Annotated in this window: 20 protein-coding genes; 11 read left to right on the top strand and 9 right to left on the bottom strand. The window is 72.1% G+C overall.

Features of this window, described 5'->3' with window-relative positions:
* Positions 1-12: 12 nt before the first annotated feature.
* The 4 genes from ACZ3KP_RS37745 to ACZ3KP_RS37760 all read right to left on the bottom strand — a co-directional run bounded on the left by ACZ3KP_RS37745 (position 13) and on the right by ACZ3KP_RS37760 (position 4,272).
* On the bottom strand, positions 13-924 hold the full coding sequence (locus ACZ3KP_RS37745) for a response regulator transcription factor (protein WP_467505281.1): 912 nt from the start codon (positions 922-924) through the stop codon (positions 13-15).
* 16 nt (positions 925-940) lie between these two features.
* Positions 941-1,945, bottom strand: coding sequence for an asparagine synthetase A (locus tag ACZ3KP_RS37750; protein ID WP_467505283.1), 1,005 nt, complete (start codon positions 1,943-1,945; stop codon positions 941-943).
* A 243-nt stretch (positions 1,946-2,188) separates the two neighbouring features.
* Entirely contained in the window at positions 2,189-2,761 is a 573-nt protein-coding gene (locus ACZ3KP_RS37755; protein ID WP_467505285.1) for a helix-turn-helix domain-containing protein, read from the bottom strand.
* 512 nt (positions 2,762-3,273) lie between these two features.
* Positions 3,274-4,272, bottom strand: a complete 999-nt coding sequence (locus tag ACZ3KP_RS37760; protein ID WP_467505390.1) for a cytochrome c oxidase assembly protein — start codon at positions 4,270-4,272, stop codon at positions 3,274-3,276.
* A 389-nt stretch (positions 4,273-4,661) separates the two neighbouring features.
* Here ACZ3KP_RS37760 and ACZ3KP_RS37765 point away from each other — a divergent pair, with 389 nt between their 5' ends.
* From ACZ3KP_RS37765 to ACZ3KP_RS37810, 10 genes are all read left to right on the top strand, one after another.
* A complete protein-coding gene (locus ACZ3KP_RS37765; protein WP_467505287.1) occupies positions 4,662-5,324 on the top strand; it encodes a hypothetical protein in 663 nt (220 codons plus the stop codon).
* Between the two features lie 277 nt (positions 5,325-5,601).
* A complete protein-coding gene (gene pstC, locus ACZ3KP_RS37770; protein ID WP_467505289.1) occupies positions 5,602-6,576 on the top strand; it encodes a phosphate ABC transporter permease subunit PstC in 975 nt (324 codons plus the stop codon).
* Positions 6,577-6,578: 2 nt separating this feature from the next.
* Entirely contained in the window at positions 6,579-8,084 is a 1,506-nt protein-coding gene (pstA, locus tag ACZ3KP_RS37775; protein ID WP_467505291.1) for a phosphate ABC transporter permease PstA, read from the top strand.
* The gene (locus tag ACZ3KP_RS37780) at positions 8,084-9,778 is read left to right on the top strand and encodes a substrate-binding domain-containing protein (RefSeq protein ID WP_467505293.1); all 1,695 of its coding nucleotides are present in this window, start codon (positions 8,084-8,086) and stop codon (positions 9,776-9,778) included. Before pstA ends, ACZ3KP_RS37780 begins: the two co-directional genes overlap by 1 nt.
* Positions 9,775-12,393 carry a hypothetical protein gene (locus ACZ3KP_RS37785; RefSeq protein WP_467505295.1) on the top strand — a complete coding sequence of 873 codons (2,619 nt, stop codon included), beginning with the start codon at positions 9,775-9,777 and terminating at the stop codon, positions 12,391-12,393. The genes ACZ3KP_RS37780 and ACZ3KP_RS37785 overlap by 4 nt, the downstream gene beginning before the upstream one ends.
* Before the next feature lie 157 nt (positions 12,394-12,550).
* Complete coding sequence (locus ACZ3KP_RS37790) at positions 12,551-14,548, top strand: Ig-like domain repeat protein (RefSeq protein WP_467505297.1); 1,998 nt, start codon at positions 12,551-12,553, stop codon at positions 14,546-14,548.
* A gap of 77 nt (positions 14,549-14,625) precedes the next feature.
* Positions 14,626-15,540 carry a sortase gene (locus ACZ3KP_RS37795; protein WP_467505298.1) on the top strand — a complete coding sequence of 305 codons (915 nt, stop codon included), beginning with the start codon at positions 14,626-14,628 and terminating at the stop codon, positions 15,538-15,540.
* Between the two features lie 53 nt (positions 15,541-15,593).
* The gene (gene pstB / locus ACZ3KP_RS37800; protein WP_467505391.1) at positions 15,594-16,385 is read left to right on the top strand and encodes a phosphate ABC transporter ATP-binding protein PstB; all 792 of its coding nucleotides are present in this window, start codon (positions 15,594-15,596) and stop codon (positions 16,383-16,385) included.
* 218 nt (positions 16,386-16,603) lie between these two features.
* Positions 16,604-16,867, top strand: a complete 264-nt coding sequence (locus ACZ3KP_RS37805) for a hypothetical protein (RefSeq protein WP_467505300.1) — start codon at positions 16,604-16,606, stop codon at positions 16,865-16,867.
* 131 nt (positions 16,868-16,998) lie between these two features.
* Positions 16,999-18,795, top strand: a complete 1,797-nt coding sequence (locus ACZ3KP_RS37810; RefSeq protein ID WP_467505302.1) for a phosphatidylglycerol lysyltransferase domain-containing protein — start codon at positions 16,999-17,001, stop codon at positions 18,793-18,795.
* Positions 18,796-18,897: 102 nt separating this feature from the next.
* Here the strand turns inward: ACZ3KP_RS37810 and ACZ3KP_RS37815 are convergent, their stop codons facing one another.
* The 4 genes from ACZ3KP_RS37815 to ACZ3KP_RS37830 all read right to left on the bottom strand — a co-directional run bounded on the left by ACZ3KP_RS37815 (position 18,898) and on the right by ACZ3KP_RS37830 (position 22,955).
* Positions 18,898-20,316: a sensor histidine kinase gene (locus tag ACZ3KP_RS37815; RefSeq protein ID WP_467505393.1), complete on the bottom strand. Its 1,419-nt coding sequence runs from the start codon at positions 20,314-20,316 to the stop codon at positions 18,898-18,900.
* Between the two features lie 36 nt (positions 20,317-20,352).
* The gene (locus tag ACZ3KP_RS37820) at positions 20,353-21,096 is read right to left on the bottom strand and encodes a response regulator transcription factor (RefSeq protein WP_467505304.1); all 744 of its coding nucleotides are present in this window, start codon (positions 21,094-21,096) and stop codon (positions 20,353-20,355) included.
* 156 nt (positions 21,097-21,252) lie between these two features.
* Positions 21,253-21,855 (bottom strand): FMN reductase, encoded by a 603-nt coding sequence (locus ACZ3KP_RS37825; protein ID WP_467505305.1) that lies wholly within the window; start codon positions 21,853-21,855, stop codon positions 21,253-21,255.
* Complete coding sequence (locus ACZ3KP_RS37830) at positions 21,852-22,955, bottom strand: LLM class flavin-dependent oxidoreductase (protein WP_467505307.1); 1,104 nt, start codon at positions 22,953-22,955, stop codon at positions 21,852-21,854. The genes ACZ3KP_RS37825 and ACZ3KP_RS37830 overlap by 4 nt, the downstream gene beginning before the upstream one ends.
* 185 nt (positions 22,956-23,140) lie before the next feature.
* On the opposite strand from ACZ3KP_RS37830, the gene ACZ3KP_RS37835 reads away from it, so the two are divergent.
* A complete protein-coding gene (locus ACZ3KP_RS37835; RefSeq protein WP_467505309.1) occupies positions 23,141-24,574 on the top strand; it encodes an eCIS core domain-containing protein in 1,434 nt (477 codons plus the stop codon).
* A gap of 9 nt (positions 24,575-24,583) precedes the next feature.
* Here the strand turns inward: ACZ3KP_RS37835 and ACZ3KP_RS37840 are convergent, their stop codons facing one another.
* Positions 24,584-25,042 (bottom strand): hypothetical protein, encoded by a 459-nt coding sequence (locus ACZ3KP_RS37840; RefSeq protein ID WP_467505311.1) that lies wholly within the window; start codon positions 25,040-25,042, stop codon positions 24,584-24,586.
* Positions 25,043-25,062 lie beyond the last annotated feature (20 nt).

Raw genomic sequence — 25,062 nt, forward strand, 5'->3', positions numbered from 1 at the left:
GATCGGTCCCTTTCAGATCTCTCCGGGGCGGAGTTCGCCGTGCTGGACGCCGCAGCCCAGAGCCGCCTGCATGAGCAGGACCGCTTCGAGTCGGTTGCGCACGCACAGCTTGGTCAGGGCGTGGGAGACGTGGCTCTTGATGGTGGCCGGGGAGACGACGAGGCAGTCGGACACCTCGCCGGTCGACATCCCCTCCGCGAGCAGGGTCAGCACCTCCCGTTCCCGTCGGGTCAGGCAGCGCAGCCGGACCGCGAGATCGCGGCCGGCGTCGGCGGGCTGCATGGCCACGCAGAGTCCGACGAGGTCGGGCGAGAGCACGATGTGCCCGGTCGCGGCGGCGGCGGCGGCCTGCGGCAGGTGGGACAGCGCCCAGTCCTTGCTCAGGCAGCCCGAGGTGCCCGAGGCCAGGGCGGCGTCCAGCCGGTGCTTGGACCAGTCGACGCCCACCAGGAGGGTCCGGCCGCCGCGGCGGTTGACGTCCTGGGCCTTGAGGACGTGGTTCTCCAGCGGTCCGGAGACCAGGATCGTCAGGTCCGCCCGGTGCAGCGGCCACTCCGCGGGCGGGCGGCGGCTGTCGCCGGTGGCGACCAGGCTGACCTGGTCGTCCGCGTGCAGGGTGCCGCCGAAGACCTGGCGGGAGACCGGGTCCCCGTCGACCAGGAGGACACGGGGCGGTTCGGCGGAGGGCGGGGCGGCCGGCGCGAACATCTGCGCCGGTGCGGGCACCGTGGCGGGCCCGGCGGTGGCGGGCCCTCCCGTGGTGGCCGCTGCGGCCGGTCCCACGGGGCCGGCCCCTTTCACGACGGGGCCGGCCGGGCGCGGGGGGAGGCGGGGAGGACGGTCGAGGAGCGCGGCGGCGGGGAGCACCGCGCCCCGCGCGCTCGCGCCGCTCTCGCGCTGCGGGTGGCTCGTGATACGGGTCATCGCGGCACCTCCGCGGTCAGGGCGAGACGACGCCGGGAAGCTTCGGGAAGGCGGTGGTCTGCCACACGTAGTCGGCACCCACCAGGTAGCGCGTGAAGCGCTGGACACCGAGCCCGAAGCCCGCGCTCGGCGGTATGCCCTGCTTCACCTCGTCCAGGTACCAGCCGTACTTGGCGGGGTTCTCCCCCGTCTCGCGCATCCGGGTGATCAGACGCCGGTAGTCCGACTCGCGTTCGCCGCCGCTGATGACCTCGCCGTACCCCTCCGGCATCAGGAGGTCGAACGTCCTCAGCACGCCCGGCCGTTGACTGTCCTCGCGCTCCAGGAAGACGCGCGAGCCCTTGGGATAGTCGGTCAGGAACACGGGGCGGGCGCTGCCCTCGGAGAGGATGCGCTCGCCTTCCCAGTCGATCTCGGCCGCCGCGCTCTGGGCATGGCCGCCGTCGACGAGGCGGGTGACGGCGTCCGTGTGGGCGAGTCGTTCGAACGGGGCCGCGAGCATCGCCCGCAGCGCGTCCACGTCGCGCCCCAGGTCGCGCAGCGCCGGTTCGCACTCGGCGACGACCGCTCGGGTGGCGGTGGCGATCAGCTCCTCGGCCAGGTCCATCACCTGTTCGCGGCTGGTGTGCGCCATCTCGATGTCCAGCTGATGGAACTCCGCGAGATGGCGCTGGGTGGAGCAGGTCTCCAGCGGCTCCATCCGTACGTTCGGAGCGACGTAGAAGATCTTGTCGTAGGCGAGCAGGGCCGCCTGCTTGTAGACGAAGGCGCTCGTCATGAGTTTGTAGCGGTGGCCGTAGAAGTCGACGTCGACCTGTTTGGCGCCGCGAATTCCGGGGTCGGTGACCGGGCCGATGACGGGAGGGAGGAGTTCCACGAATCCGGCTTCGTACAGGAATTCCCGGGCATGTCGCAGAAATAAGTTCTGCAGACGGAGAATCCGGCGGGTGCGCTCGGAGCCGAGGTGTGCTCGCGGGCCGGGTGGGAGGTGCGTGTCGGCCATGGCTGCGGGTGCTGACATTCTTCGTGCTCCCTCGTTCTCTAAAGGGTCAGGGAAGAACTTGGCCTGCTCCAAGCTAGAGGAGGGAAGTGGCCGGTCCGGAATTTTCCGGCGGAATATAACCGGAATTCCGCCGGCCGGACGACCGGATCGCGGGCAGGTGTGCGCGCCCTGCGGAGGCACCGCTCAGGAGCGGGATCCCCGCAGGGCGCGTGGGAGCGTCACGGCCGGGCTCCGGCGTATCGCCGGGGCGCGTCCGTGACCTCAGCGGGTGCGGCGTTCCAGGTAGGCGGTGCCGCCGTCGACGGCGGCCAACCGCCAGCCGTCGCGGGCCACGTCGTTGAGGACGCCGGTGGCACCGGCGCCGGGCCCCTCGGGGAGCGGCACGGCCCTGTACTCGTACGCGCAGGTGTGCACCGGGCGCCGCACATCCGGTGGACCGGCAGGTTCCGCGTCCGGGTCGGTGTCGGGGCGCGTTCCCCTGGCGGAGGCGGGAGAGGCGAGCGGGATCGATCCCTGACCGAACGAGGAACCGGACAACCGTGGTCCCTGTTCGGGGAGTCCGTGAGCTCCGTGAGCGTCACGAAAGGACTCCACCGGGTCTACGCGTTCCTCTTCCACGGCGAGTTTCAGCAGCCGGTGCCGAGTGGACCCGTCGATGCGCAGAGCGTCGGCCAGCAGCTGGACGGTCTCTTTGCGCGGATGGCGCACATGACCCTTCTCCAGGTTTCTTATCGCGCGGGAACTGATGGTGGAGAGGTCGGCCAACTGCTGCTGGGTGATGCCGGAACGCAGTCTGGTGCGCATCAGCATCTCGGCGAACTGAAGGTTTTCCATGAGGTCACTCCGACATCGGACATCTCGTGGACCGTACTCCCCCGGATCCGGTTCGCGGCCTCCGGTGTCGCCGCGCTCGGCGCGTCCGGCGACGTCGCTTCCCACCATAGGAAGCGTCCTGCCGGGCCTCCACGTCAGGACCGTCACACGCCTACGCTTCGCGACAACCTTCCGGCGGCCGCCGTCCCCGCCCCGTATGCACAGGTGGGACACCCCTCCCCACCCGCGAAGCCGCTCCGGCTGACCGAACGGGCAAAGAGGGCCCTCGGACGGCCCGCCCGGACCACGCGCCCGACCGGCCGAGGCCGTCGCACCCTGTCTGACCTGCGGGGAGGGGCGACCCAGTGGTACGGCACCGACGACAGGCACCGAACGGCGCCCGCTCACCAACGTAAAATCTGCCAAATGGCCGATTCCCTGTGCTGGTTGGTCATGCATGGGATGCGGGTGCCGAGCAGCGCCCCCTCAGCCGCCTCGGACTCGCTCTCCTCGTCGCTGTTGGGCCGGGGCCCTCACCGGTCGCCGTGCTGGCGGCGGATTCGGGAGGCGACCTCGTTCTCCTCCGTCTCCCACCAGGGGCGGACCCGGTCGGGGGCGGGGGCGGTGGGGGCGGTGGGCTCCGATGCGGTCGGGGCGGGGACGGTCGCGGTGGCGGCCAGTTGCTGCTCGTCCAGGCGGCGGTCCAGGGCCGCCGTCTGGACCCGTTCCGCCCGCGCCCACTGGAACAGGACCGTCAGCAGGAACGGCAGCGCGACCAGCTCGGCGATGCTCAGCATCGCGCCGCCGCCGATCTGCTGGTCGTGCAGGACGTCGGGGGCCCAGCTCTGATGGTGGTGGAGGTACCACGCGCCCGCGATCAGCGTCCCGTGGGTCATCACCACGACCCCGGGGATCGCGTCGATCACCCCGTCCAGGAAGACCAGGCCCGCCCGCACCGGGTGGCTGCACCACGCCGGCAGCGTCTCCTCACGGGTCAGCACCGGTACGACGAAGAGGCAGCCCGCCGCCAGCAGGTGCAGGTACATCAGCTCGTGCAGCCAGCCCACGCGCAGCGCGGTCGCGAAGTACGGCGTGAAGTAGACCGTCAGCTCGGTGGCGAGCACCAGCGCCGTGCTGACCAGGGGGAAGGTCAGCAGGCGGAGCACGCGGCCGGTCATCGCCCGGCGGACCCTGGCCGCCGCCTCCACCGGCAGCGCCTCCACCGCGAGCCGGAGCGGGTCGCCCAGGGCGAGGCCGAGCGGGGCCACCAGGTCGAGCAGGATGTTCTGCACGGCCGCGGGCCAGAACAGCACGTGGTCGTAGACGGCGAGGCTCGACATCGTCGCGACGACCAGCGTGCCCAGACCGAGGAACGCGAAGGCGGCGGTCCGGGCCGGGGACCAGACCCCGCCCCGGCCGCGCACCCGCAGCACGCCCCAGCCGTACAGCCCGCCCAGGACCACGACCAGCAGCAGCGCAGGTACGTCCAGCTGCCACGACGTCAGCAGCCGGCCGGCGGTCAGCTCGGCCATCCGGCTCACGGGTCCACGCTCCTTCACTCCGGGACGAAACGGGTCAGGTCAGGCCGGGCCCACTGCGCGACGCTATACCTGGGCCGCCCGGAGCCGGCACCGGGGTGCGTGCTCGGCCGACACGATCACCGGAACGGGTTGCCGGGCCGCCGTCCGTGTCACCGTTCTGGACCGCGTCACAGTTCCGTGCCGCGTCACAGTTCTGTGCCGGGCCGAGGTGATTCTTGTTCACTTTCGTTCGGCCGTACCTATGGTGATCAACACGGCGTGGAGATCTGACCGTCTCCACCGCCCCGGGGGCCGCACCGGCACCCCGGGGACGCACATCCGGGGACACGGGAACACAGGGGACACGGGGGTCTTTCTTCATCATGGGGGAACGTTTCGTCATGCCTCGGCGACTGTCGGCGCGCCCCGTCGCCGCTCTGCTCGCCGCCGTGGGGATCGCCGCGGGGGTGGTGGTCGGCGCGCCGGGGCTGGAGACGGTGGTGGGGTGCGGGACCTCCGGGGACCTGTATCCGTCGCAGACCGCGAAGGACTGGGTGTCGTACGCCGATCACGTCGTCGTCGCCAGCCCGACCGCCGAGCGGGAGACGAACCGGCGGACCTATGCCAAGGGGGCCGTGGCGTCCGCGACGGACCGGCTGGTGAGCTTCCGGACCGACGACAGGCTGTGGTCGCGCAGTTCGCCCCGGCACGCCCTCGGCGCCGCCTTCGACATGGTCGCCCCCGGCTGGGAGGTCTCCCGGTCCAGCGGCGCCCGCGTGGCCGACACGGCCACCGACGCGCCCCGCCTCCAGGTCGGCCACACCTACCTGCTCGCCCTGCGCTGGCACGAGGGCGGCTGGGCCGTCCTCGGCGAGGGCGCGGCGGTGCCCTTCGACGACCGCACCGCCGACCGGGGCGAGTGGTGCGGGCGGGTGCTGAGCGAGGAGGACGTCGCCGCGGGCGAACGCTTCTCCCGGCAGGACGACCACAGCCTGGAGAAGGCGCTGCTGGGCCAGGGAGAGCAGGCCGCCAAGGACGCCCTGGACCGCGCGGCCCGCGGCTGAATCCCGCGCGCGACGGCCCGACGGTGTCCCCCGGGCCACGCGCCGGCCACGCCCCGGCCGACCCTCCGGTGCGCAGGCACCCACATCTCCCCCACCGAAATGGCATGGACTGTTCACACTCTCTCCACTTCTGGCGGGCTGGAGCGAAAGGAACCGGCCATTGACTCTGCGGCGCGGCACCCGGATTCGGAGCCGCTTGGGGAGAACCGTTTCCGTTTAGGGGGGCACAGTGGTGTCCGCGCTCGAGGGTTCCGCCGGGGCGGAATCCGAAAGACCCGTGCCCAGGCGGCTGTCCGCCGCCCGCGGGCTCGGGGACCGGATGTTCCGGGTCCAGTTGACGGCCGCCGGCGTCGTCGTCCTCGCCATCATGGCCGCGGTGGGACTGTTCCTGCTGCTCCGCGCCGGGCAGGCGCTGCGGGCCCGGGGCGTCTGGGCCTTCCTCAGCACCGCCCAGTGGCAGCCGGACGTCCACCGGTTCGGCATCGCGGCCGTGCTCACCGGCACCCTGCTGATCGCCGCCGTCGCCGTCACGATCAGCGTGCCGCTGGCCATCGGGACCGCCCTGTTCATCTCGGACGTCGCGCCCCGCCCGCTGCGCCGCACGCTCGTCTCCCTGGTGGACCTGATGGCCGCGGTGCCGTCCGTGGTCTACGGCCTGTGGGGGCTGTTCTTCCTCCAGAGCCACGTGATCGGGCTGTCCAGGTGGCTGTCGGACTGGCTCGGGTGGATCCCGGTCCTGCATGTCGACGGCACCCGGCCCGGCGAACCGCTGGCCTCCGAGAGCGTCTACACGGCGTCCACGTTCGTCGCCGGGATCGTCGTCGCGCTGATGGTCGCGCCGATCCAGTGCTCGGTGATGCGCGAGGTGTTCGCGCAGGCGCCGGCCGGTGAACGGGAGGGCGCCTACGCACTCGGCGCCACCCGCTGGGGCATGATCCGCGCGGTCGTGCTGCCGTACGGGACGGGCGGGATCATCGGCGGCACCATGCTGGGCCTGGGCCGCGCGCTCGGCGAGACCATCGCGGTCTACCTGATCATCTCGCCGGTCTTCACCATCCAGCCGCACATCCTGCAGACCGGTTCGAACTCCGTCTCCTCCCTCATCGCCCTGCACTACGGCGATGCCTCCACGTTCGGCATGTCGGCGCTGATGGCCGCGGGCCTCGCGCTGTTCCTGCTCACCCTGGCGGTCAACTTCACCGCCTCCTCGATCGTGGCCCGGTCACGGTCCGGCGCACAGAGCGAGGCGTGACGATGACCGTCGCAGACCTTGAGAAGGGCGCTCCCCAGGACGCCCCGCGGAGCGCCACCGGGAAGGCCGCCGGGGCCACTCACCCGGACACCGCCGCGGACACCGCGCCCGCCACGCCCGCCGTACCCGCCCCGCTTCCCGACGTCCCGCGCCGGATCGGCGGGCCGACCCGCTCCGGTGTGCTGTCCCTGCTCGGCGCCGCCGCCTCCGGGCTGTGCGTCGCCGTCCTGCTCTTCGGCGAACTCGCGCCGTTCTCCGGCGCGCTGGGCTTCCTCGTCACCGCCTACCTGTCCTTCCTCGCTGTCCACGCGGTACTGACCGGCCTTGAGGAGGACGGCCAGGCGGTCCGGGACCGGGTGATGACCGTCGTGCTGTGGACGGCGGGCGGGCTGATGTTCTGCGCGCTCGCGCTGGTCGTCGGCTTCACCGCGTGGCGCGGCCGCGAGGCCCTGCCGCACGGCAACTTCTTCACCCAGGACATGCAGGCGGCGGGCCCCCTCGACCCGCTGAGCCACGGCGGTGTCGCGCACGCCATGCTCGGCACGCTCGTCATGATCACCATCGCGCTGGCGATCACCGTGCCGCTGGGCCTGGCCTGCGCGGTGTACCTGAACCAGATCCCGGGCCGCTTCTCCCGGTTCGTCCGCACGATCGTCGAGGCGATGACCGCGCTGCCGTCGATCGTGGCCGGTCTCATGGTGTACGCGGTGTGGATCCTCGGCCTCGGCATGCAGAAGTCGGGGCTGGCGGCGGGCTTCGCGATCAGCGTGATGATGCTGCCGATCGTGATCCGCGCGGCGGACGTGGTGCTGCGGCTGGTCCCCGGCACGCTCACCGAGGCGTCCGAGGCGCTCGGCGCGCCGCGCTGGCGGACGGTCTGGCACGTGGTCCTGCCCACCGCCCGCTCCGGCCTCGCGACCGCCGTGATCCTCGGTACGGCCCGGGGCATCGGCGAGACCTCCCCGGTCCTGCTCACCGCGGGCTTCACGGCGGCGCTCAACGCCGACCCGACGAACGGCCCGATGGTCTCCCTCCCGCTGGCCGTCTTCAACTTCGTCAAGTCCCCCGAACCGACCATGATCGCCCGCGGTTTCGGCTCGGCGGCGGTCCTGATGGCCCTGGTCCTGATCCTCTTCGCGATCGCCCGCGTGATCGGCGGCCGCGGCCCGGGCCACCAGAACAAGCGCCAGGCACGGAGGGCGGCGCGGGCCTCCCGCCGGGACGCGACGAGATTCGCCGAGCTCCACACCCCGGGACCGGAGCTGTTCGAGACCGGGGCCAGTGACAACTCCGGCGAGCACGGCGAACCCAGGGGCGGAGCCGGGAGTGGGGGAGCGCCCGGCCCCGGCGCACCGGCGGCCGACAACGGCGAGCAGTCCCCCGAAGACAACGCACCCGCGGCCGCCGACGGCGGCCGCGCCCCACAGGGGCCACCGGCACCTGACAACGAAACCCGCACGGGTGGTGCGGGTGGGAACACAGACCCTGCTACAGGAGACGCGCACTGATGTCCAGCCAAGTCATCAACGCCCTGAGACGGCTGGGCATCCTGGCCGCACTCATCACCGTCCTCAGCACAGCCACCCCCGCCTCGGCCGACAGCTACACCCCCATCGCCGGCGCCGGCTCCACCTGGGCCGAGAACGCCGTCGACGAGTGGCGGCGCGCCGTCAACCAGTACGGCATGCGCATCAGCTACGCCGGCACCGGCTCCTCCGACGGCCGTCGCCAGTTCCTCTCCGGCACCGTCGACTTCGCCGTCTCCGACATCCCGTTCCAGACGAACCCCACCGACGGCAGCGCCGCCGAACGCCCCGCGGCCGGCTCCTACGCCTACATGCCGATCGTGGCCGGCGGCACGGTGTTCATGTACCACCTCACCGTCAACGGCCGGCGGGTCACCAACCTCCGCCTCTCCGGCGACGTGGTCACGAAGATCTTCACCGGGGCCGTCACGTTCTGGGACGACCCGGTGATCAAGGCGGACAACCCGGGGCTGCAACTCCCGCACCGCACGATCGTCCCGGTGGTCCGCTCCGACGGCTCCGGCTCCACCGCCCAGTTCACGATGTGGATGGCGAACCAGCACCGGGCGCTGTGGAACGCCTACTGCGCCAAGGTCGGCCGCTCGGGAGCGTGCGGGCAGACGTCGTACTACCCCACCGTCTCCGGGATGATCGCGCAGTCCGGTGACCTCGGTGTCGCGGGTTACGTCGCCCAGGGCTACGGCGAGGGCGCGATCGGGTACGTCAACTACTCGTACGCGCTCAACGCGCACTACCCGGTCGCCAAGATCCTGAACCACGCGGGCTACTACACCGAGCCCACCCCGCAGAACGTGGCGGTCTCGCTGCTCAAGGCGAGGATCAACACCAACCGGAACTCCGCGGACTACCTCACCCAGCAGCTCGACGGCGTCTACAACGACAGCGACCGGCGCAACTACCCGCTGTCCAGCTACTCGTACATGATCCTGCCGCTGAAGGTGCAGGGCACCTTCACCGAGGCCAAGGGCAAGACGCTCGGCGCGTTCTCCTACTACTTCATGTGCCAGGGCCAGCAGCAGGCGCCGAAGCTGGGCTACTCCCCGCTGCCGATCAACCTCGTGCAGGCCGGTTTCGACCAGATCCGCCGGATCCCGGGCGTGCACGCCCAGAACATCAACATCAAGAACTGCAACAACCCGACCTTCACCGCCAACGGCGAGAACCGGCTCGCGCAGACCGCGCCCTACCCGGCCGCCTGCGACAAGAAGGGCGCGGCGCCCTGCACCAGCGGCAGCGGCGGCGCCAAGTCGGGCTCGGGCAGCGGCGGCGGTTCCGGGACCGGGACCGGCGGCACCTCGGGCGGCGCCGGCGGCACGGACGCCTCGACCGGCGGCGCCGCAGGAACCGGAGGCACCGGCGAGAGCGCCCAGCCCTCCGTCGACCCCGACACCGGCCAGACCCTCAGCCCCGGCGGCGGTACGGGCACCGGTACGAGCGCCGGCGGCACCGGCACGGGCGACGGTGGCACCGTCGCCCTCGCCCAGCCCGTCGCCGTGGCCACCGCGCACGGCTGGACCGGCACCCAGACGCTGATGCTGCTGGCCGCGATCCTGGTCCTCGGCCTGCTCCTGCTGCCCTCGGTGGTCTCCCGCCTGGTCGGCAGCAGGGCCGGCGGAAGCGACAACCCCGCTGCGGAAGAGCGGGGTTCGCGATGAGACGCACCCGGGTACGCAACGCGTTGATACGCCTGCTCGCCGGCGCCACCGTCGGCGCCCTCGCCGGACTCGCGGTCGCCCAGACCGCCCCCACGGCCGCCGCGGCCACCGGCTCCGCCGTGACCGTCTCCGGGCGCGGCGAGTTCAAGGACATGAAGTTCACGGTCTCCCAGACCAAGAACCTCACCAGCCAGGCCGTCACGGTCAGCTGGACCGGCGGCACCCCGACCAGCTTCGCGGGCACCCAGTTCAACACGGACTTCGTGCAGATCATGCAGTGCTGGGGCGACGACGACGGCACGGTCCCGTCCAACCCGGGCCCGGCACGCACCCAGTGCCAGTACGGTGGCTCCCCGACCACCGACCGCACCAGCTGGCCCGGCAACGCCTACGACGACACCCGCCAGGTGTTCTACAGCGCCGACCCCACCAACTACGGCCAGGACAACCGGTACGGCGCCGCCAACCCGAACGCGCCGGGCGAGGTGCCCTTCAAGTCGGTCGACGGCACCACCGTCACCACCCACACGCAGAACAACCAGTTCTTCAACTACAACACCAGCAACGAGATCGACTTCGCCCGCACCAGCGCCAACGGCACCGGGCAGGAGTACTTCGAGGTGCAGACCGCCAACGAGGCGCCCCACCTCGGCTGCGGCGAACCCGTCACCACCGACGGTGTCACCAGGCCCCGCTCGTGCTGGCTGGTGATCGTCCCGCAGGGCCACCTGGACCTGGACGGCAAGCCGTACGCGGACAAGAGCCAGGTGAACGCGGGCTCCCCGGTCTCCTCCACCAACTGGGCGAACCGGATCGCCGTCGGACTGGACTTCAACAGCGTCGGCACCAACTGCGCCCTCGGCGCCGACGAACGTCCCACCACCGGCAGCGAGCTGGTGGCCGACGCGATGACCAGCTGGCAGGCCCGGCTGTGCGCGGCCGGCAAGGTCTACAGCTACACCGAGCTCGGCGAGCCCGACGCCCGGTCCCGGCTCGGCAACGACGGCTCCTCCGGACTCGCCTTCACCACCCGCGCGCTGGGGGCCGACGCGAGCTCGGCCGCCCCGTCGGACACCACGACGTACGCGCCGGTCGCCCTCTCCGGAGCCGTGATCGGCTTCACCATCGAGCGCAGACCGAGGGCCGGCGCACCCGAGTCGATCGACAGACTCGCGGGCACCAAGGTCGAGTCGATCAGGCTGACCCCCCGTCTGGTCGCCAAGCTGCTCACCGAGTCGTACCGCAGCTCGCCCTGGGGAGCCGTGATCAGCGGCGCCGCCGCCAAGGGCTACGGCTGGGCGAGGAACAACCCGGCGGGGCTGGCGAGCGACCCCGAGTTCGTCGCGCTCAACCCCGAGTTCGCGTACTTCTCGGTCTCCGAGACGCCGTCCACCGACACCGACCTGATGACCGCGCTCGGCCACTCCGACACCGCCCGCGCCGTCTGGCAGTGGATCTTCGCCGACAAGGACGCCCGGCAGTTCCTGGCCGGCGTCCCCGACGACGACGGGATGCGGGTCAACCCGTACTACAGCACCAACGCCGACCTGAACCCGACGGGCTTCGCCTTCGACCCGTCGAACCTGGACGAGTACCCGAAGAGCGACCCGTGGTGCACGATCCCGCCCGGCAGCGGCGCCACGCAGAAGCAGTGCATGACCGACTTCCACCCGTACGTCCAGGACATGCACGCCGGCGCCCTGCACGCCCGGCGGGCCGACACCCTGTGGAAGTCGAGCTGGGACTCGCTCGCCAGCCCGCCGGCCTTCAAGAGCACCGGCCCGCAGACGGTCGGTTCCCGCTTCGTCATCACGATCACCGACGCGGCCTCGGCGGCCCGCTACGGCCTGCAGACGGCCAGTCTCCGCAACGCCGCGGGGAATTTCGTGGCGCCGACCACCGCCTCCCTGACCGCCGCCGCGAACAGCGCCGCAGGCAGGAACGTCGCCGAGATCACCCCGTCCGGCGCCACGGCGAAGGACGCCTACCCGCTGGCCCAGCTGGTCTACGCGGCCGTCCGGCCGGCCAAGATCAAGTCCGCCGCCCGCAAGGACTACGCGGCCCTGCTGGAGTACGCGGCCGGCACCGGGCAGGTCAGCGGCGCCGACCCGGGCCGCCTGCCGGTCGGTTACGCGCCGCTGTCCGAGAAGCTCCGCACCCGCACCCTCAAGGCGGTCCAGGCGCTGCTGCACTACACCGGGCCCACCGCCGACGCCTCCCACGGTCCGGCCGACGGAGGCGGCACCGGCGCCTCGGCCGGTGCCCCGCCCTCCGCCGCCACCGGGGCCGACGGCGGCACGACCGGCGGCACCGGTACGGGTGCCGGAGGCAACGGCGGCGCGAGCGCCTCGCCCAGCGCGTCGGCGTCGTTCGACGGCGGCAAGGCCCTGGAGACCACCGCGGCCGGCAACACCCCGGCCGACCCGGCCAACCCGCTGCGGTACGCCGTCCCGGTCGGGGCCGCGCTCGGGGCGGTCGCCGGGGTCGGGGCGCCCTTCGCCGGCGGGAACCGGCTGCGGCTGCCCCTGCGCCTCCCGCTGCCCGGCGGACGGGCCGTGACCGTCGTACCCGCACTGCCGGAGCTGTCGCGGCGACTGCGGCGACTGCTCCCGTGACCCCGAGCGCCCCGGCGCTCCCCACAGACCGGAGCACCCCCCGGTGCTCCCGCAGACGGCCGTCCGCCCCGAAAGGCAGTCGGGGCGGACGGCCGGTACCACCCTGCCAGATCCTCTGGCAACACCCAGCCAGCTAGCTCTCGTCAGGAGACTCTCGATGCGCAACCTGCGCTCTTCGGCGGCGTTCGTCGCCGCGGCCGTGGTGGCCGGCGGCCTCGCCCTCGCCACCCCGGCGGTCGCGGACCCGGACGCCGGCGCCTTCCGCCAGCTGGTCGGCGTCGGCTCGGACACCACCCAGGACGTCCTCAACGCCCTCGCCGGCGACACCGTCAACGGCATCAGCTACGCCTCCACCGCCGTGAAGGCGTCCTCCGGTGCCCGCATCGCCTCCTACGACGCGATCGAGCCCGGCACCGGCTCCACGGCGTCGAAGATCACCACCCGCACGGGCGGCCCCTCCTTCGCGCGCCCGAACGGCTCCGGCGCCGGCCGCAAGGCCCTGACCAAGTCGCTGACCGGCGAGCAGTGGCCGGACGGCACCGGCGTCGCCATCAAGAACCAGGTCGACTTCGGCCGCTCCTCCGGCGCCCCCTCCGGCTCGGGCACCGCGCTCACCTTCATCCCCATGGCGCGGGACGCCATCGGCGTGGCGGTGCGCGGGTCGGGGCTGGACACGCTGACGGTGAAGCAGCTGCACGACATCTACAACGGCCGGCTGACCACGGTGAACGGCCAGACCGTGCACCCGAAGCTCCCGCAGCTGAACTCGGGCACCCGCAACTTCTTCCTCAACGCGATCGGCCTGAAGGACGACCAGCTCACCTCGAGCGTCCAGATCGTCCAGGAGAACCAGGGCAACGCCGCGCTCACCGAGGACGGCGCCCTCGTCCCGTTCTCGGTCGGCAGCTGGATCGCCCAGAACAACGGCGTCTCCCCGGACTACACCAAGACCTCCGTGGCGAACGGCGGTCACCTGGCCGCGATCCAGTTCGACGGCGACACCGGTGCCACCAGCCCGGTGACGACGGTCAACGGCAAGCTCAAGCCCGTCACCGACTACTACGAGAACGCCACCTTCGGCCGCGACGTCTACAACGTCGTCCCGACCCGAGAGGTCGACACCACCAGCATCTTCTTCGACCAGGACCTGTACGACATCTTCGTCACCAGCGGCAGCCACACCGCCGCGCTGGCCTCCGACGACGCCGAGAAGGTCATCGCCTCCTTCGGCTTCGTCAACGAGCCCTACAACGGCTTCATCAACCTTGCCAACAAGCACGTCAGGCAGGGTGGCCTGGAAGGGTCGGGCATCGACCTGAGCGTGCCCGCCGCGCCCACCCTGAAGACCACCGCGGGTGACGCGAGCCTGAAGCTGAGCTGGACCCCCAGCACCATCGTCCCGGCCCTGCCGGTCACCGACTACCGCGTCGCGCTGAAGGACGCGGACGGCGCCGTCGTCGCCTCCAAGGACCTCACGGCCTCCACCACGTCGTACTCCTTCACCGGCCTGGCCAACGGCACCTACACCGCCACCGTCACCGCCGACAACCTCAGCGGCACGGGCGCGGAGGCCGCCTCGACCGTCGCGGTCAAGTACACCAGCACCACGACCGCCACCGCCGCCACCACCGCGTACGGCAAGACCCCGAAGGTCGCCGTCACCGTCGCCGGCTCGCACGGCGTGAAGCCGACCGGCAAGGTCACGGTGAAGGAGGGCTCCACCACCCTCGGCACCGGCACCCTGGACGCGTCCGGCAAGGTCACCGTCGGCCTGTCGAACCACCTCAAGGTCGCCACGCACGCGCTGACGGTGTCCTACGCGGGCAGCGCCGGCCTGAACGCGTCGGCCACGACCGTCTCCCTGAAGATCACCAAGGCCACGGCGTCGGTCGCCGCCTCCGCCCCGACCTCGGTGAGCCACACCGCCAAGGCCAAGGTCACCGTCAAGGTCACCGCCACCGGCACCACCCCGACCGGCACCGTCCGGATCTACGAGGGCTCCAAGGTCGTCGCGACCGGCACCCTGAGCGGCGGCAAGGTCACCGTCACGCTGCCGAAGCTGGCCAAGGGCAAGCACACCCTGCACGCCTTCTACGCCGGTTCCTCGACCGTGAACTCGAAGTCCGGCGCCAACTTCACCATCAAGTCCACCTGACCGGTCGACGGGCCCGCCGGGAGCCTCGTACGGCTCCCGGCGGCCCCTCGCTCATTCCCCGAAGGAGGCGGGCCGCCGTGACGGTCGCCGTACCGACACCGAAAGCTCTGGCTCCGGCCGTGCCCCGCAGGCCCGTCGCCGGCCTCACCCACGTCCGCCACCTCTCGCGCGGCGGACTGCTCAGCCTCGCGGCCCTGCTGCTCGGCGTCACCGCCCAGCTGCTGGTGTTCAGCGGCGCCCAGGAACACTCCGCGCAGCACGCCGCCTTCGACCGGCTGCGCGAGCAACTCGCCCTCGGTACCGCGCCGGTGGCGCAGACCGGCCAGGACGGCAAGCTGCTGGCGCCGGGCACGCCGGTCGCGCTCGTCGAGATACCGAAGCTGGGCCTGAGCCAGGTCGTCCTGGAGGGCACCGACTCGTCCGTCACGACCGACGGCCCAGGTCACCGCCGGGACACCCCGATGCCCGGCCAGGCCGGCACCAGCGTGCTGATGGGACGGGCGGCGGCCTACGGCGGCCCGTTCGGCGGGCTCTCCCGGCTCGCCCCCGGTGACCCGGTCACCGTCACCACCGGCCAGGGCAGGGCGAAGTTCCAGGTCATCGACGTACGGCGGGCCGGGGACCCGGCGCCGACGGCGCTCGCCGCCGGGAAGAGCCGGATCGTCCTCATCACCGCGACGGGCCCGAGGTTCATGCCCTCGGGTGTCCTGCGCGTCGACGCGGACCTGGTCTCCGCGCCGTTCCAGACCCCGCCGGCCGTGATCCGGGCCGGCACCCTGCCCAGCTCCGAGGAGCCGCTGGCCCGGCCCTCCGGGGTGCCGTGGCCGCTGGTGATGTGGCTGCAGGCGCTGCTGCTCGCCGCGGTCGCCGCCGTCTGGACCTGGCACCGCTGGGGCCGCCACCAGACCTGGATCGTCTTCGCCCCGGTCGTCGCGGTGCTCGGCCTCCAGGTCGCGACGCGGACCACCGAACTGCTGCCGAACCTGTTGTGACCGAGGTGAGTGAAGTGAGTGAAGTGACCGACACCGTCGTCCTGCCCGCCCCCGTGGTCGACGGCCCCGCCCCCGCCACCCTCGAAGCCCGGGCCGTCTCCGCCTGGTTCGGCTCGCACCAGGTGCTCAGCCAGGTGTCGCTGACCATGCCCGCCGGCGAGGTGACCGCGCTGATCGGCCCGTCCGGCTGCGGCAAGTCGACGTTCCTGCGCACCCTGAACCGGATGCACGAGCTGATCCCGTCCGCGCAGTTCGGCGGCGAGGTGCTCTTCGAGGGCGAGGACATCTACGACCCGTCCTGGCGGCTGACCGACGCCCGCCGCAGGATCGGCATGGTCTTCCAGAAGCCGAACCCGTTCCCGGCGATGTCGATCTACGACAACGTGGTGGCGGGCCTGCGGCTGACCGGCACCAAGGCGAACCGCCGGGAGAGGGATGTGCTGGTCGAGGAGTCCCTGACCCGCGCCGGCCTGTGGAAGGAGGTCCGCGACCGGCTCCGCCGGCCCGGCGGCGCGCTGTCCGGCGGCCAGCAGCAGCGCCTGTGCATCGCACGGGCCCTGGCGGTCCGCCCCCGGGTCCTCCTCATGGACGAACCCTGCTCGGCCCTGGACCCCACCTCCACCCGTCGCGTCGAGGAGACCATCCAGGACCTGGCCGGTCAGGTGACGATCGTCATCGTGACCCACAACATGCAGCAGGCGGCCCGCGTCTCCCAGCAGTGCGCGTTCTTCCTGGCGGAGCAGGGCACCCCCGGCGGCATCGTCGAGCACGGCGACACGGAGGCCGTCTTCAACTCCCCGCAGGACCAGCGCACGGCGGACTACGTGGCGGGCCGCTTCGGCTGAGCCGCGGTGCCGGCCGGTCCCCCGTACCGTCACCCCGCCGTACCCCGGTGTATCACCCGTGCGGGGCACGCCGGCCCCGGCGGACACCGGCCGGACGGCCGGGCGACGTCCTCGATGTCCGGGCCGGCGCGGATACGCACGTCCGGAGGCGCCGCGGACCCTACGTATTGTAGGTTCCCCATCGGTCACGGCGGCCCGTCAGCTCATCGGGGGTACTCATGCACGGCTCGGACACGCAGGAGGCGCGGCGCCCGCTCACCCCCACGGTCGCGGTGCTGGTGGCGAGCCTGCTGGTCGCGGCGGTGGGCGTGTACGAGCTGTCCGGCTTCGGCCTGCACAGCCTCGACCGGCGCCCGCACCTGTTCAGCGACGGGCTGGCGACGGGCGGGGTGATCGTGGCTGCGGTGGCGGCCGGGGCGGCCCTCGGCAACCTGGCGTGGATGCTGGCGGCCCGGCGGCGGGCGGAACGCGAGCCCCGGTAAGGGGCACTCCGTCGTTTCACACCGTTTTCCCTACCGACGCGGATCGTTCCCCTGTCTCCCACAGCTAACCTACAGAATGTAGGGTCAGCCCTCCGTCATCCCGTTCCCCGTCCCCAAGGCGATCGGTCACCATGCCCCCAGAGTTGTCGGCACTGATCCCCGAGCGCGCGTCCGCCGCCCGCCGTGCCCCCGCCACCGAGCCCGGCGGCACACTGAGCAGACGAGCCGCCGACTTCACGGTCTGGTACCTGCGCGTGATCGCCGTGCTGAACATAGCGGCGGTGCTGTCGCTGCCGTTCCGCCAGGAGGTCGACGAGCACAACAACGGCCGCATCACCCTGCACCTGCACCGGCAGCACGCGCACCACTCCGGGCAGTTCTTCACGCCGTACCTGGCGACCGCGGGCCTGGTCTCCGCCGCCCTCGCCATCTTCTTCGTCCTGGTGATGCGCCGCCGCAAGCGCGCGGCCTGGGTGGTCAACCTCGTGCTGTCCACCCCCCTCTTCGCGCTCTACGTCCTCGCGCTCACCCAGCACGAGTACCGCGCCCACGTCTTCAACTGGGTCTCCGCCGCCGTCACCGGCCTCTTCGTGGCCGCGCTGCTGATCGGCCGCCGGGAGTTCATCGCGGTCGGCGACCCGTCGAACCCGAAGACGGCCGCGGCGGTGGCCGCGGGCGGCGTCCTGGTCACCGGCGGCCTGGGCACCCTCCTCGTGCACGCGACGAACAACCTCCCCGGCGCCACGCTGCCCGACGAGATCGCCTACACCCTGCTGCGGGGCGTCAGCGTCGGCCCGCTCGCCGACCACGTGACGGCGGTCCACGCCCCCCGCTGGACCGACATCATCATCAACATCCTGCTCGCGGCCGCCTTCTGCCTGGTCCTGTACGCCGGCTTCCGCTCGCCGCGCGGGCGCCGGCTGCTCAGCGCGGAGGACGAGGAGCGGCTGCGCGCCCTGCTGGACAAGCAGGGTGCCCGTGACTCCCTCGGCTACTTCGCGCTGCGCCGCGACAAGGCGGCGATCTTCTCCCCGACCGGCAAGGCCGCGGTGACCTACCGCGTCGTCGGCGGCGTCAGCCTCGCCTCCGGCGACCCGATCGGCGACCCGGAGGCCTGGCCGGGCGCGATCGACGCGTGGCTGACGGAGGCCCGCCGGCACGCGTGGACGCCCGCCGTCATGGGCGCGAGCGAGGAGGCGGGCACCGTCTACGCCCGGCACGGCCTGGACGCCCTCGAACTGGGTGACGAGGCGATCGTCGACATCGCCGACTTCACGCTCGAAGGCCGCGCGATGCGGGTCGTCCGGCAGGCCCACAACCGGGTCCGCCGGGCCGGCTACACGGTCCGTATCCGCCGCCACGAGGACATCCCCGCGGACGAGCTGGCGCTGCTCATCGACCGGGCCGACCACTGGCGCGACGGCGCCACCGAACGCGGCTTCTCGATGGCCCTCGGGCGTCTCGGCGACCCGGCGGACGGCCGTTGCGTGATGCTGGAGTGCCGGGACGCCGACGACACCCCCCGCGCCCTCCTCAGCTTCGTGCCCTGGGGCGAGCACGGCCTCTCCCTCGACCTGATGCGCCGCGACCGCGACTCCGAGAACGGCCTGATGGAGTTCATGGTGGTCGAGCTGCTCCTGCGCGCGTCCGAGCTGAAGGTCGACCGGGTCTCGCTGAACTTCGCGATGTTCCGCTCGGTCTTCGAACGCGGCTCCCGCCTCGGCGCGGGCCCGGTGCTGCGCCTGTGGCACGCGACCCTCACCTTCTTCTCCCGGTGGTGGCAGATCGAGTCCCTGTACCGCGCGAACGCCAAGTACCGCCCGGTGTGGGAGCCCCGCTACCTCCTCTTCGCGAGGAGCAGCGACATCCCGAGGATCGGCCTGGCGAGCGCCCGCGCGGAGGGGTTCCTCACCCTTCCCTGGGGGTGACCCGCGGGACCCCGGACCAGCCGCTGAAGGCGTCGGCCCCCTCCCGCGCATCCGCCGGGACGTGCGCCGACGCCCGCCGTACCGGAGCCCTGTCCCCACGGGTCAGACGCGGGGTTCGCCGCTCGTGAAGCCCCCGCCCACCGTGAACCCGATCACCGCGCCGCCGCCCTCCCGGCGGGAGGCGAAGGGGGCGCCGCCGTGGGCCATGGCCACCTCGCGGACGATGGAGAGGCCGAGGCCGGAGCCGGGCAGGGAGCGGGCGTCGGCGGCGCGGTAGAAGCGGTCGAAGATGCGGATCAGGTCGCCCTCGGCGATGCCGGGGCCCCGGTCCAGGACCTCCACGCGGACCGCGCCGGGCCGGGCGGGGCCGGTGATCCTGAGCTCGATGGGGGCCTTGCCGTCCCGGTCGAACTTGGCCGCGTTCTCCACCAGGTTGGACATGGCCCGTTGCAGCATCCCGGGGCGGCCGTCGGTGGTCGTGTCCCCGCTGAAGCGGAGCAGGATCTCCCGGCCGGTACGGCGCCTGGCCAGCACGGCCACCTCCTCCGCGATGTCGACGAGGTCCACGTGCTGCGGCGGCTCCGTGTCCGACTGCCCGGCCGCCAGGTCGACCAGCTCGTTGACCAGGTCGGTCAGCTCACGCGCCTCCTGGCCCAGGTCGGCGACGAGTTCGTCACGGGTGGCGGGCGGGAGTTCGTCGATACGGCGGAGCAGGGAGATGTTCGTGCGCAGGGAGGTGAGGGGCGTGCGGAGTTCGTGCCCGGCGTCCTGGACCAGCCGCCGCTGGTCCTCCTCCGACTGGGCGAGGCGGCCCAGCATCCGGTCGAAGGCGCGGCCCAGCCGCCCCACCTCGTCCAGACCGGTCACCGGCACCTGGATGCCGAGCTGCCGGGTGCGGGCCACGTCCTCCGCGGCCGAGGTCAGGATCACCAGCCGACGGGTGATCCGTCGGGCCAGCCACCAGCCGATCAGCCCGGCGGCGACCACGACCGCCGCCATCAGCGCCAGCGTCCGCTGCTGGAGCGCCCGCAGCAGGTCCTCGGTGTCGCTGAACTCCTGCGCCACCTGCACCGCGCCCCGCCCGTCGCCGAGCGCGACCGTGGCGATCCGGAACAGGTCCTCACCGACCCGGACGTCCTTGTGCTCGACCGTCTTCCCGGCGGCCCTGGCCGTGGCCGCGGCCCGGTCCCGGGCGGTGACCGGCAGCACCGGGCTGCCGTGGTCGACGATCTCACCCCGCGCGCCGAGCACCTGGACGTCGGTGCGGGCGGGCCGGACCAGGTCGTGTCCGGGCCGCGAGGAGGAGAAGTCGTCCGGCATCATCCGGTGCTGCTTGACCTCGCCCTGGACGTCGGAGACGACCTGCGTGAACACCGACTGCTGGTCGACGCGGACCAGCCGGGCGGCGGCGTTGTACGACAGGATGCCGACGACGATCGTGACGGCCGCGGTGACCGCCGCGAAGGAGACGACGAAGGTGGTGCGCAGGGAGACGAGTCCCGGCCGCCGGCGGGCCAGCATCCGTCCGATCCGCTCCGGCCGCCCGAGGCGGCCCACTCAGTCCTCCCGCAGCACGTAACCCACGCCCCGCACGGTGTGGATCAGCTGCGGGGCACCGGGCTCGTCGAGCTTGCGGCGCAGGTAGCCGACGTAGACGGCGAGGTTCTTGGAGCCGGGGCCGAAGTCGTAGCCCCAGATGCGGTCGTAGATCGTGGAGTGGTCGAGGACGATCCCCGCGTTGCGGGCGAGCAGTTCGAGGAGTTCGAACTCGGTGCGGGTCAGCTCCAGCTCGCGGCGGCCGCGCCAGGCCCGGCGGGCCTGGAGGTCCATGCGCAGGCCGGCCGCCTCGATCTGCCGGTCGGAGATCTGCGGCTCGCGCCCGGAGTCGGCGCCGACGGACACCCCGGCACCGCCGCCACCGCCGGCCGGCACCGGGGAGGTGCGGCGCAGCAGCGCGCGCAGCCGGGCGAAGACCTCCTCGACGTCGAAGGGCTTGACCACGTAGTCGTCGGCGCCGGCGTCCAGGCCCGCGATCCGGTCGGCGGTCTCGACCAGCGCGGTCAGCATGAGGATCGGGGTGCGGTCGCCCTCGGCGCGCAGGACCCGGCAGACCTGCAGGCCGTCGATGCCGGGCATCATCACGTCGAGGAGGAGGACGTCGGGGTGGGTGCGGTGGGCGTGCGCCAAGGCTTCCACGCCGTCCGCGACCGCGGTCACCTCGTAACCCTCCAGGGTGAGGGCCCGCTCCAGGGCGTGGCGGATGGCGCGGTCGTCTTCGGCGAGCAGCACAGTCTGGGGCACGTCCCCAGTCTGCCAAGGCCGTCGGTGGTTGGCCGGGGTCAGCGGGTCTACGATCACCCTTTTTACCTGCCTCTCACCGTCACAACGGAACCCGCGTCGAGATTCCGCTTCGGGTGAGCGGGGCCGGTCGCGCGGGCCCCCGCGCCCCGGGCCTCCTCAGCCGGCGGCCAGCCTCGCCAGCTGCTCCGCGAACGGCACCACCGGCAGGTCGGCGTCCGGCTTGCGGGGTGTGACGCCCGACAGCCCGGACATCAGCGCCGCCAGCTCCCCCGCCGCCCGCTCGACCCGGCCCTCCAGGCCCTGCGCGCCCCAGTCCTCGGACGCCGCGTAGACGCCCGTCGGTACGACCACGGCCCGCAGGTAGGCGAACATCGGCCGCAGCGCGTGCTCCAGGACCAGCGAGTGCCGGGCCGTGCCCCCGGTCGCCGCGATCAGCACCGGCTTGCCGACCAGCGCCTCCTTGTCGAGCACGTCGAAGAACGACTTGAACAGTCCGCTGTACGACGCCGTGAACACCGGGGTCACGGCGATCAGGCCGTCCGCCTCGGTCACCGCCGCCAGGGCGGCCGCCAGCTTCCGCCCCGGGAACCCGTTGGTGAAGTTGTGCGCGATCTCCACCGCGAGGTCGCGCAACTCCACGACCTCGACCTCCACTCCGGCGCCGGCCGGGGCCCGGCCCACCGCGGCGGCCAGCCGGTCGGCCAGCAGCCGGGTGGACGAGGGCACGCTCAGCCCCGCCGAGACGACGACGAGCTTCATGCCTGGACCTCCTCCTTCTCCGCGACCGCCGTGGCGGCGGCGACGAGCGACGCGTGGGTGGGTGCCTCGGGGACGTCCGCCGGGCGGCCCTTCGCGAACTCCTCGCGCAGGACCGGCACGACCTCCTCGCCGAGCATGTCGAGCTGCTCCAGGACCGTCTTGAGCGGCAGTCCCGCGTGGTCCATCAGGAACAGCTGGCGCTGGTAGTCGCCGGCGTACTCGCGGAAGGACAGCGTCTTCTCGATCACCTGCTGCGGCGAGCCCACGGTCAGCGGGGTCTGGTCGGTGAAGTCCTCCAGGGAGGGCCCGTGGCCGTAGACCGGCGCGTTGTCGAAGTACGGCCGGAACTCGCGCACCGCGTCCTGCGAGTTCTTCCGCATGAACACCTGGCCGCCGAGGCCGACGATCGCCTGCTCGGGCGTGCCGTGCCCGTAGTGCGCGAACCGCTTCCGGTAGAACTCGACCATCCGCTTGGTGTGGTCGGCGGGCCAGAAGATGTTGTTGTGGAAGAAGCCGTCGCCGTAGTACGCGGCCTGCTCGGCTATCTCGGGCGAGCGGATCGAGCCGTGCCAGACGAACGGCGGCACGTCGTCCATCGGCCGCGGGGTGGAGGTGAAGCCCTGCAACGGCGTGCGGAACTTGCCCTCCCAGTCGACGACGTCCTCGCGCCACAGCCGGCGCAGCAGGGCGTAGTTCTCGATGGCGAGGTTGATGCCCTCGCGGATGTCCTGCCCGAACCAGGGATAGACCGGGCCGGTGTTGCCGCGGCCCATCATCAGGTCCACCCGGCCGTCGGCCAGGTGCTGGAGCATCGCGAAGTCCTCGGCGATCTTCACCGGGTCGTTGGTGGTGATGAGGGTGGTGGAGGTGGAGAGGACCAGCTTCTCCGTGCGCGCGGCGACGTAACCGAGCATGGTGGTCGGCGACGACGGCACGAACGGCGGGTTGTGGTGCTCACCGGTCGCGAAGACGTCGAGCCCGACCTCCTCGGCCTTCAGCGCGATCGCGACCATCGCCTTGATGCGCTCCCGCTCGGTCGGCGTGCGTCCCGTGGTCGGGTCCGGCGTGACGTCGCCGACCGTGAAGATCCCGAACTGCATGCTCGCTCACCCTCCAGGTTGTTTACGATTCAACTATACCCGGAGAACGAGACCCCACCGCCACCTATTCCCCACGCCTTCTGCCCGATAGGGCGGCAAGTCTGCCCCCGCACCCCTGGGAACGCGGACCTTCCTCGTGTGAGGGTGAGGGTTTGATTCGCCTTGACCGTCGGAGGAAGGAACACATGGGACTCGCCCGCGACGAGAACACCACGACCGGGCAACGGCGGGCACCTCAGCGACCGAGAGCGATCCCGACGACCGCCGGAACGGCGGTGCAGCGGATGCTCGCCGAACAGAGCCGCGCCGGTAACCAGGCGGTCGTCGAGATGCTGCGGCGGTCCGGACACCCGGGCGCACAGGACCGGCACCAGCACGGCCCGGCATGCGGGCACCGGTCGTCGCAGCCGCCGGTCCAGCGCTCCGTACCGGGCGGCACCGTCGCGCGCACCGAGGACGAGCACGGCCACGGCGAGGTGCACGACACCAGCCCGGAAGGGCAGAGCGCCCTGCTGGCCGCTGCCATGAGCTCGTCGAGCGAGTCACTGCCCTCGTCGGTCGTGGCGAAGGCCGGGGCCTTCTACCAGAACGACCGGCTCTCCTCCACCCGCGTCCACCGCGACGCGGTCGCCCAGCGCGCCACGGCCGCGATGGGCGCCCAGGCCATGACCGTCGGCAACCACATCTTCCTCTCCGCCGGCACCGCGGGCGACGACAAGCTGATCGGCCACGAACTCAGCCACGTCGACAAGAACCTCAAGGGACTGCCCGAGACCGGCAACAGCAACGGCGCCGGCGTCACCATCACCGACCCGAGGCAGGACTCCGAACAGGCGGCCGAGCGGGACGGCAACGCCTACGCCGCGGGCCAGGCGACCGCCCCCTCCCTCGCCGCCCCGCGTGCGGCGGCGAACGACTCGCACGGACCCGTCCAGCGGATGCCGGAGGAAGGGGAGTCCTCGGAGGCACCCCAGGGCGGACGGCGGCTCGCGCTGGAGAGCAAGGCGGCGGACGCCAGCATCGAGGATCACATCGCGCAGTTGCCCGAGGACAGCGAAGAGGAAGTCATCCTGAAGCGCGGCGTGACGCCCACGCAGCGGATGCATCTCCAGAAGGAGATCATCCGCGGCTCGTTCGTCAGCTTCCCGGCGATTCTCAGGCAGCCCGACGAGAACGCCACCCGCCCCGACCCGACGCACGTCTACGAGTACACGAGCCAGCATCGCAACGACAACACCGCACAGCTGATCGAGTTCTCCACGAATCCCACGACGGCCCTCCAGTTCGCGACGGAAGCCCGGTTCGGATACCTGCTCACCATCCGGATCAAGCGGAAGTACCTGATGAAGGGGTCGCAGAGCGAGTTCGGCTGGATCTCGAGACAGGGCGCGCCCTACGACATCGTCGCGGTCGAGCGCAGGGACTCGCTGGCGGAGGGCATAGTCGCGCTCACCGAGGGCGAGTTCCGCGAAGTGGTCAGGAACGAGGAGATGGCCGAGTTCCTTCTCTCGGTCCAGGACCCGATCGCGATGGCCGCCCACCTGAGCAGGTTCCAGGGGCCGGAGAAGGTGGCGGAGGCCCGCCGGATCGCGAACCTCAAGAAGCAGGTGTACGGCTGAGCGGCCGGGTCAGAACGCGTACGCGTCACCGGTCGCCAGCACCAGCACCCGCTGCGAGTCGTTCGTACGGTCGTGGTCCACCGCGCCTCCGCCCCACACCAGGTCCACCTCCAGCACCACCTCCGCCGGCCGCTCCCGCAGCCGTACCGGAACCACCAGCTGCTCGCCCGGCACGTCCACGGCCAGCGGACCGGTGCCGCACACCACCTCCCGGTCGCCGGTGCGCGCACACCGGTCCGGGAGCATCTGGCCGTCCGCCAGCGGCGCCGACCAGCGCAGCCGCACACTGGCACCGGTCACGGCGTCCGGCCCGTGGTCGTGCGGGGTCACCCGGACCTGCGCCAGGTCCCCGCGCATCACGACGGACCCGTGCACCTCCAGATCGGCGTCCCCGGCCCAGGCGGTCCCGCCACCGCCCAGCATCAGCGCGCCCACGGCCACCGCGAGCCCCCGACGACGTACGTCCATGCCACCCGTCCGTTCCATCC

The organism is Streptomyces sp. NPDC020958 (assembly GCF_055562175.1).

What these genes read in the sequence shown, in the direction of transcription:
- ACZ3KP_RS37745 (WP_467505281.1), bottom strand. Translation starts at nt 924, where the DNA reads ATGACCCGTATCACGAGCCACCCGCAGCGCGAGAGCGGCGCGAGCGCG.
- ACZ3KP_RS37750 (WP_467505283.1), bottom strand. Translation starts at nt 1,945, where the DNA reads ATGTCAGCACCCGCAGCCATGGCCGACACGCACCTCCCACCCGGCCCG.
- ACZ3KP_RS37755 (WP_467505285.1), bottom strand. Translation starts at nt 2,761, where the DNA reads ATGGAAAACCTTCAGTTCGCCGAGATGCTGATGCGCACCAGACTGCGT.
- ACZ3KP_RS37760 (WP_467505390.1), bottom strand. Translation starts at nt 4,272, where the DNA reads ATGGCCGAGCTGACCGCCGGCCGGCTGCTGACGTCGTGGCAGCTGGAC.
- ACZ3KP_RS37765 (WP_467505287.1), top strand. Translation starts at nt 4,662, where the DNA reads ATGCCTCGGCGACTGTCGGCGCGCCCCGTCGCCGCTCTGCTCGCCGCC.
- pstA (WP_467505291.1), top strand. Translation starts at nt 6,579, where the DNA reads ATGACCGTCGCAGACCTTGAGAAGGGCGCTCCCCAGGACGCCCCGCGG.
- ACZ3KP_RS37780 (WP_467505293.1), top strand. Translation starts at nt 8,084, where the DNA reads ATGTCCAGCCAAGTCATCAACGCCCTGAGACGGCTGGGCATCCTGGCC.
- ACZ3KP_RS37785 (WP_467505295.1), top strand. Translation starts at nt 9,775, where the DNA reads ATGAGACGCACCCGGGTACGCAACGCGTTGATACGCCTGCTCGCCGGC.
- ACZ3KP_RS37790 (WP_467505297.1), top strand. Translation starts at nt 12,551, where the DNA reads ATGCGCAACCTGCGCTCTTCGGCGGCGTTCGTCGCCGCGGCCGTGGTG.
- ACZ3KP_RS37805 (WP_467505300.1), top strand. Translation starts at nt 16,604, where the DNA reads ATGCACGGCTCGGACACGCAGGAGGCGCGGCGCCCGCTCACCCCCACG.
- ACZ3KP_RS37810 (WP_467505302.1), top strand. Translation starts at nt 16,999, where the DNA reads ATGCCCCCAGAGTTGTCGGCACTGATCCCCGAGCGCGCGTCCGCCGCC.
- ACZ3KP_RS37815 (WP_467505393.1), bottom strand. Translation starts at nt 20,316, where the DNA reads ATGCTGGCCCGCCGGCGGCCGGGACTCGTCTCCCTGCGCACCACCTTC.
- ACZ3KP_RS37825 (WP_467505305.1), bottom strand. Translation starts at nt 21,855, where the DNA reads ATGAAGCTCGTCGTCGTCTCGGCGGGGCTGAGCGTGCCCTCGTCCACC.
- ACZ3KP_RS37830 (WP_467505307.1), bottom strand. Translation starts at nt 22,955, where the DNA reads ATGCAGTTCGGGATCTTCACGGTCGGCGACGTCACGCCGGACCCGACC.
- ACZ3KP_RS37835 (WP_467505309.1), top strand. Translation starts at nt 23,141, where the DNA reads ATGGGACTCGCCCGCGACGAGAACACCACGACCGGGCAACGGCGGGCA.
- ACZ3KP_RS37840 (WP_467505311.1), bottom strand. Translation starts at nt 25,042, where the DNA reads ATGGACGTACGTCGTCGGGGGCTCGCGGTGGCCGTGGGCGCGCTGATG.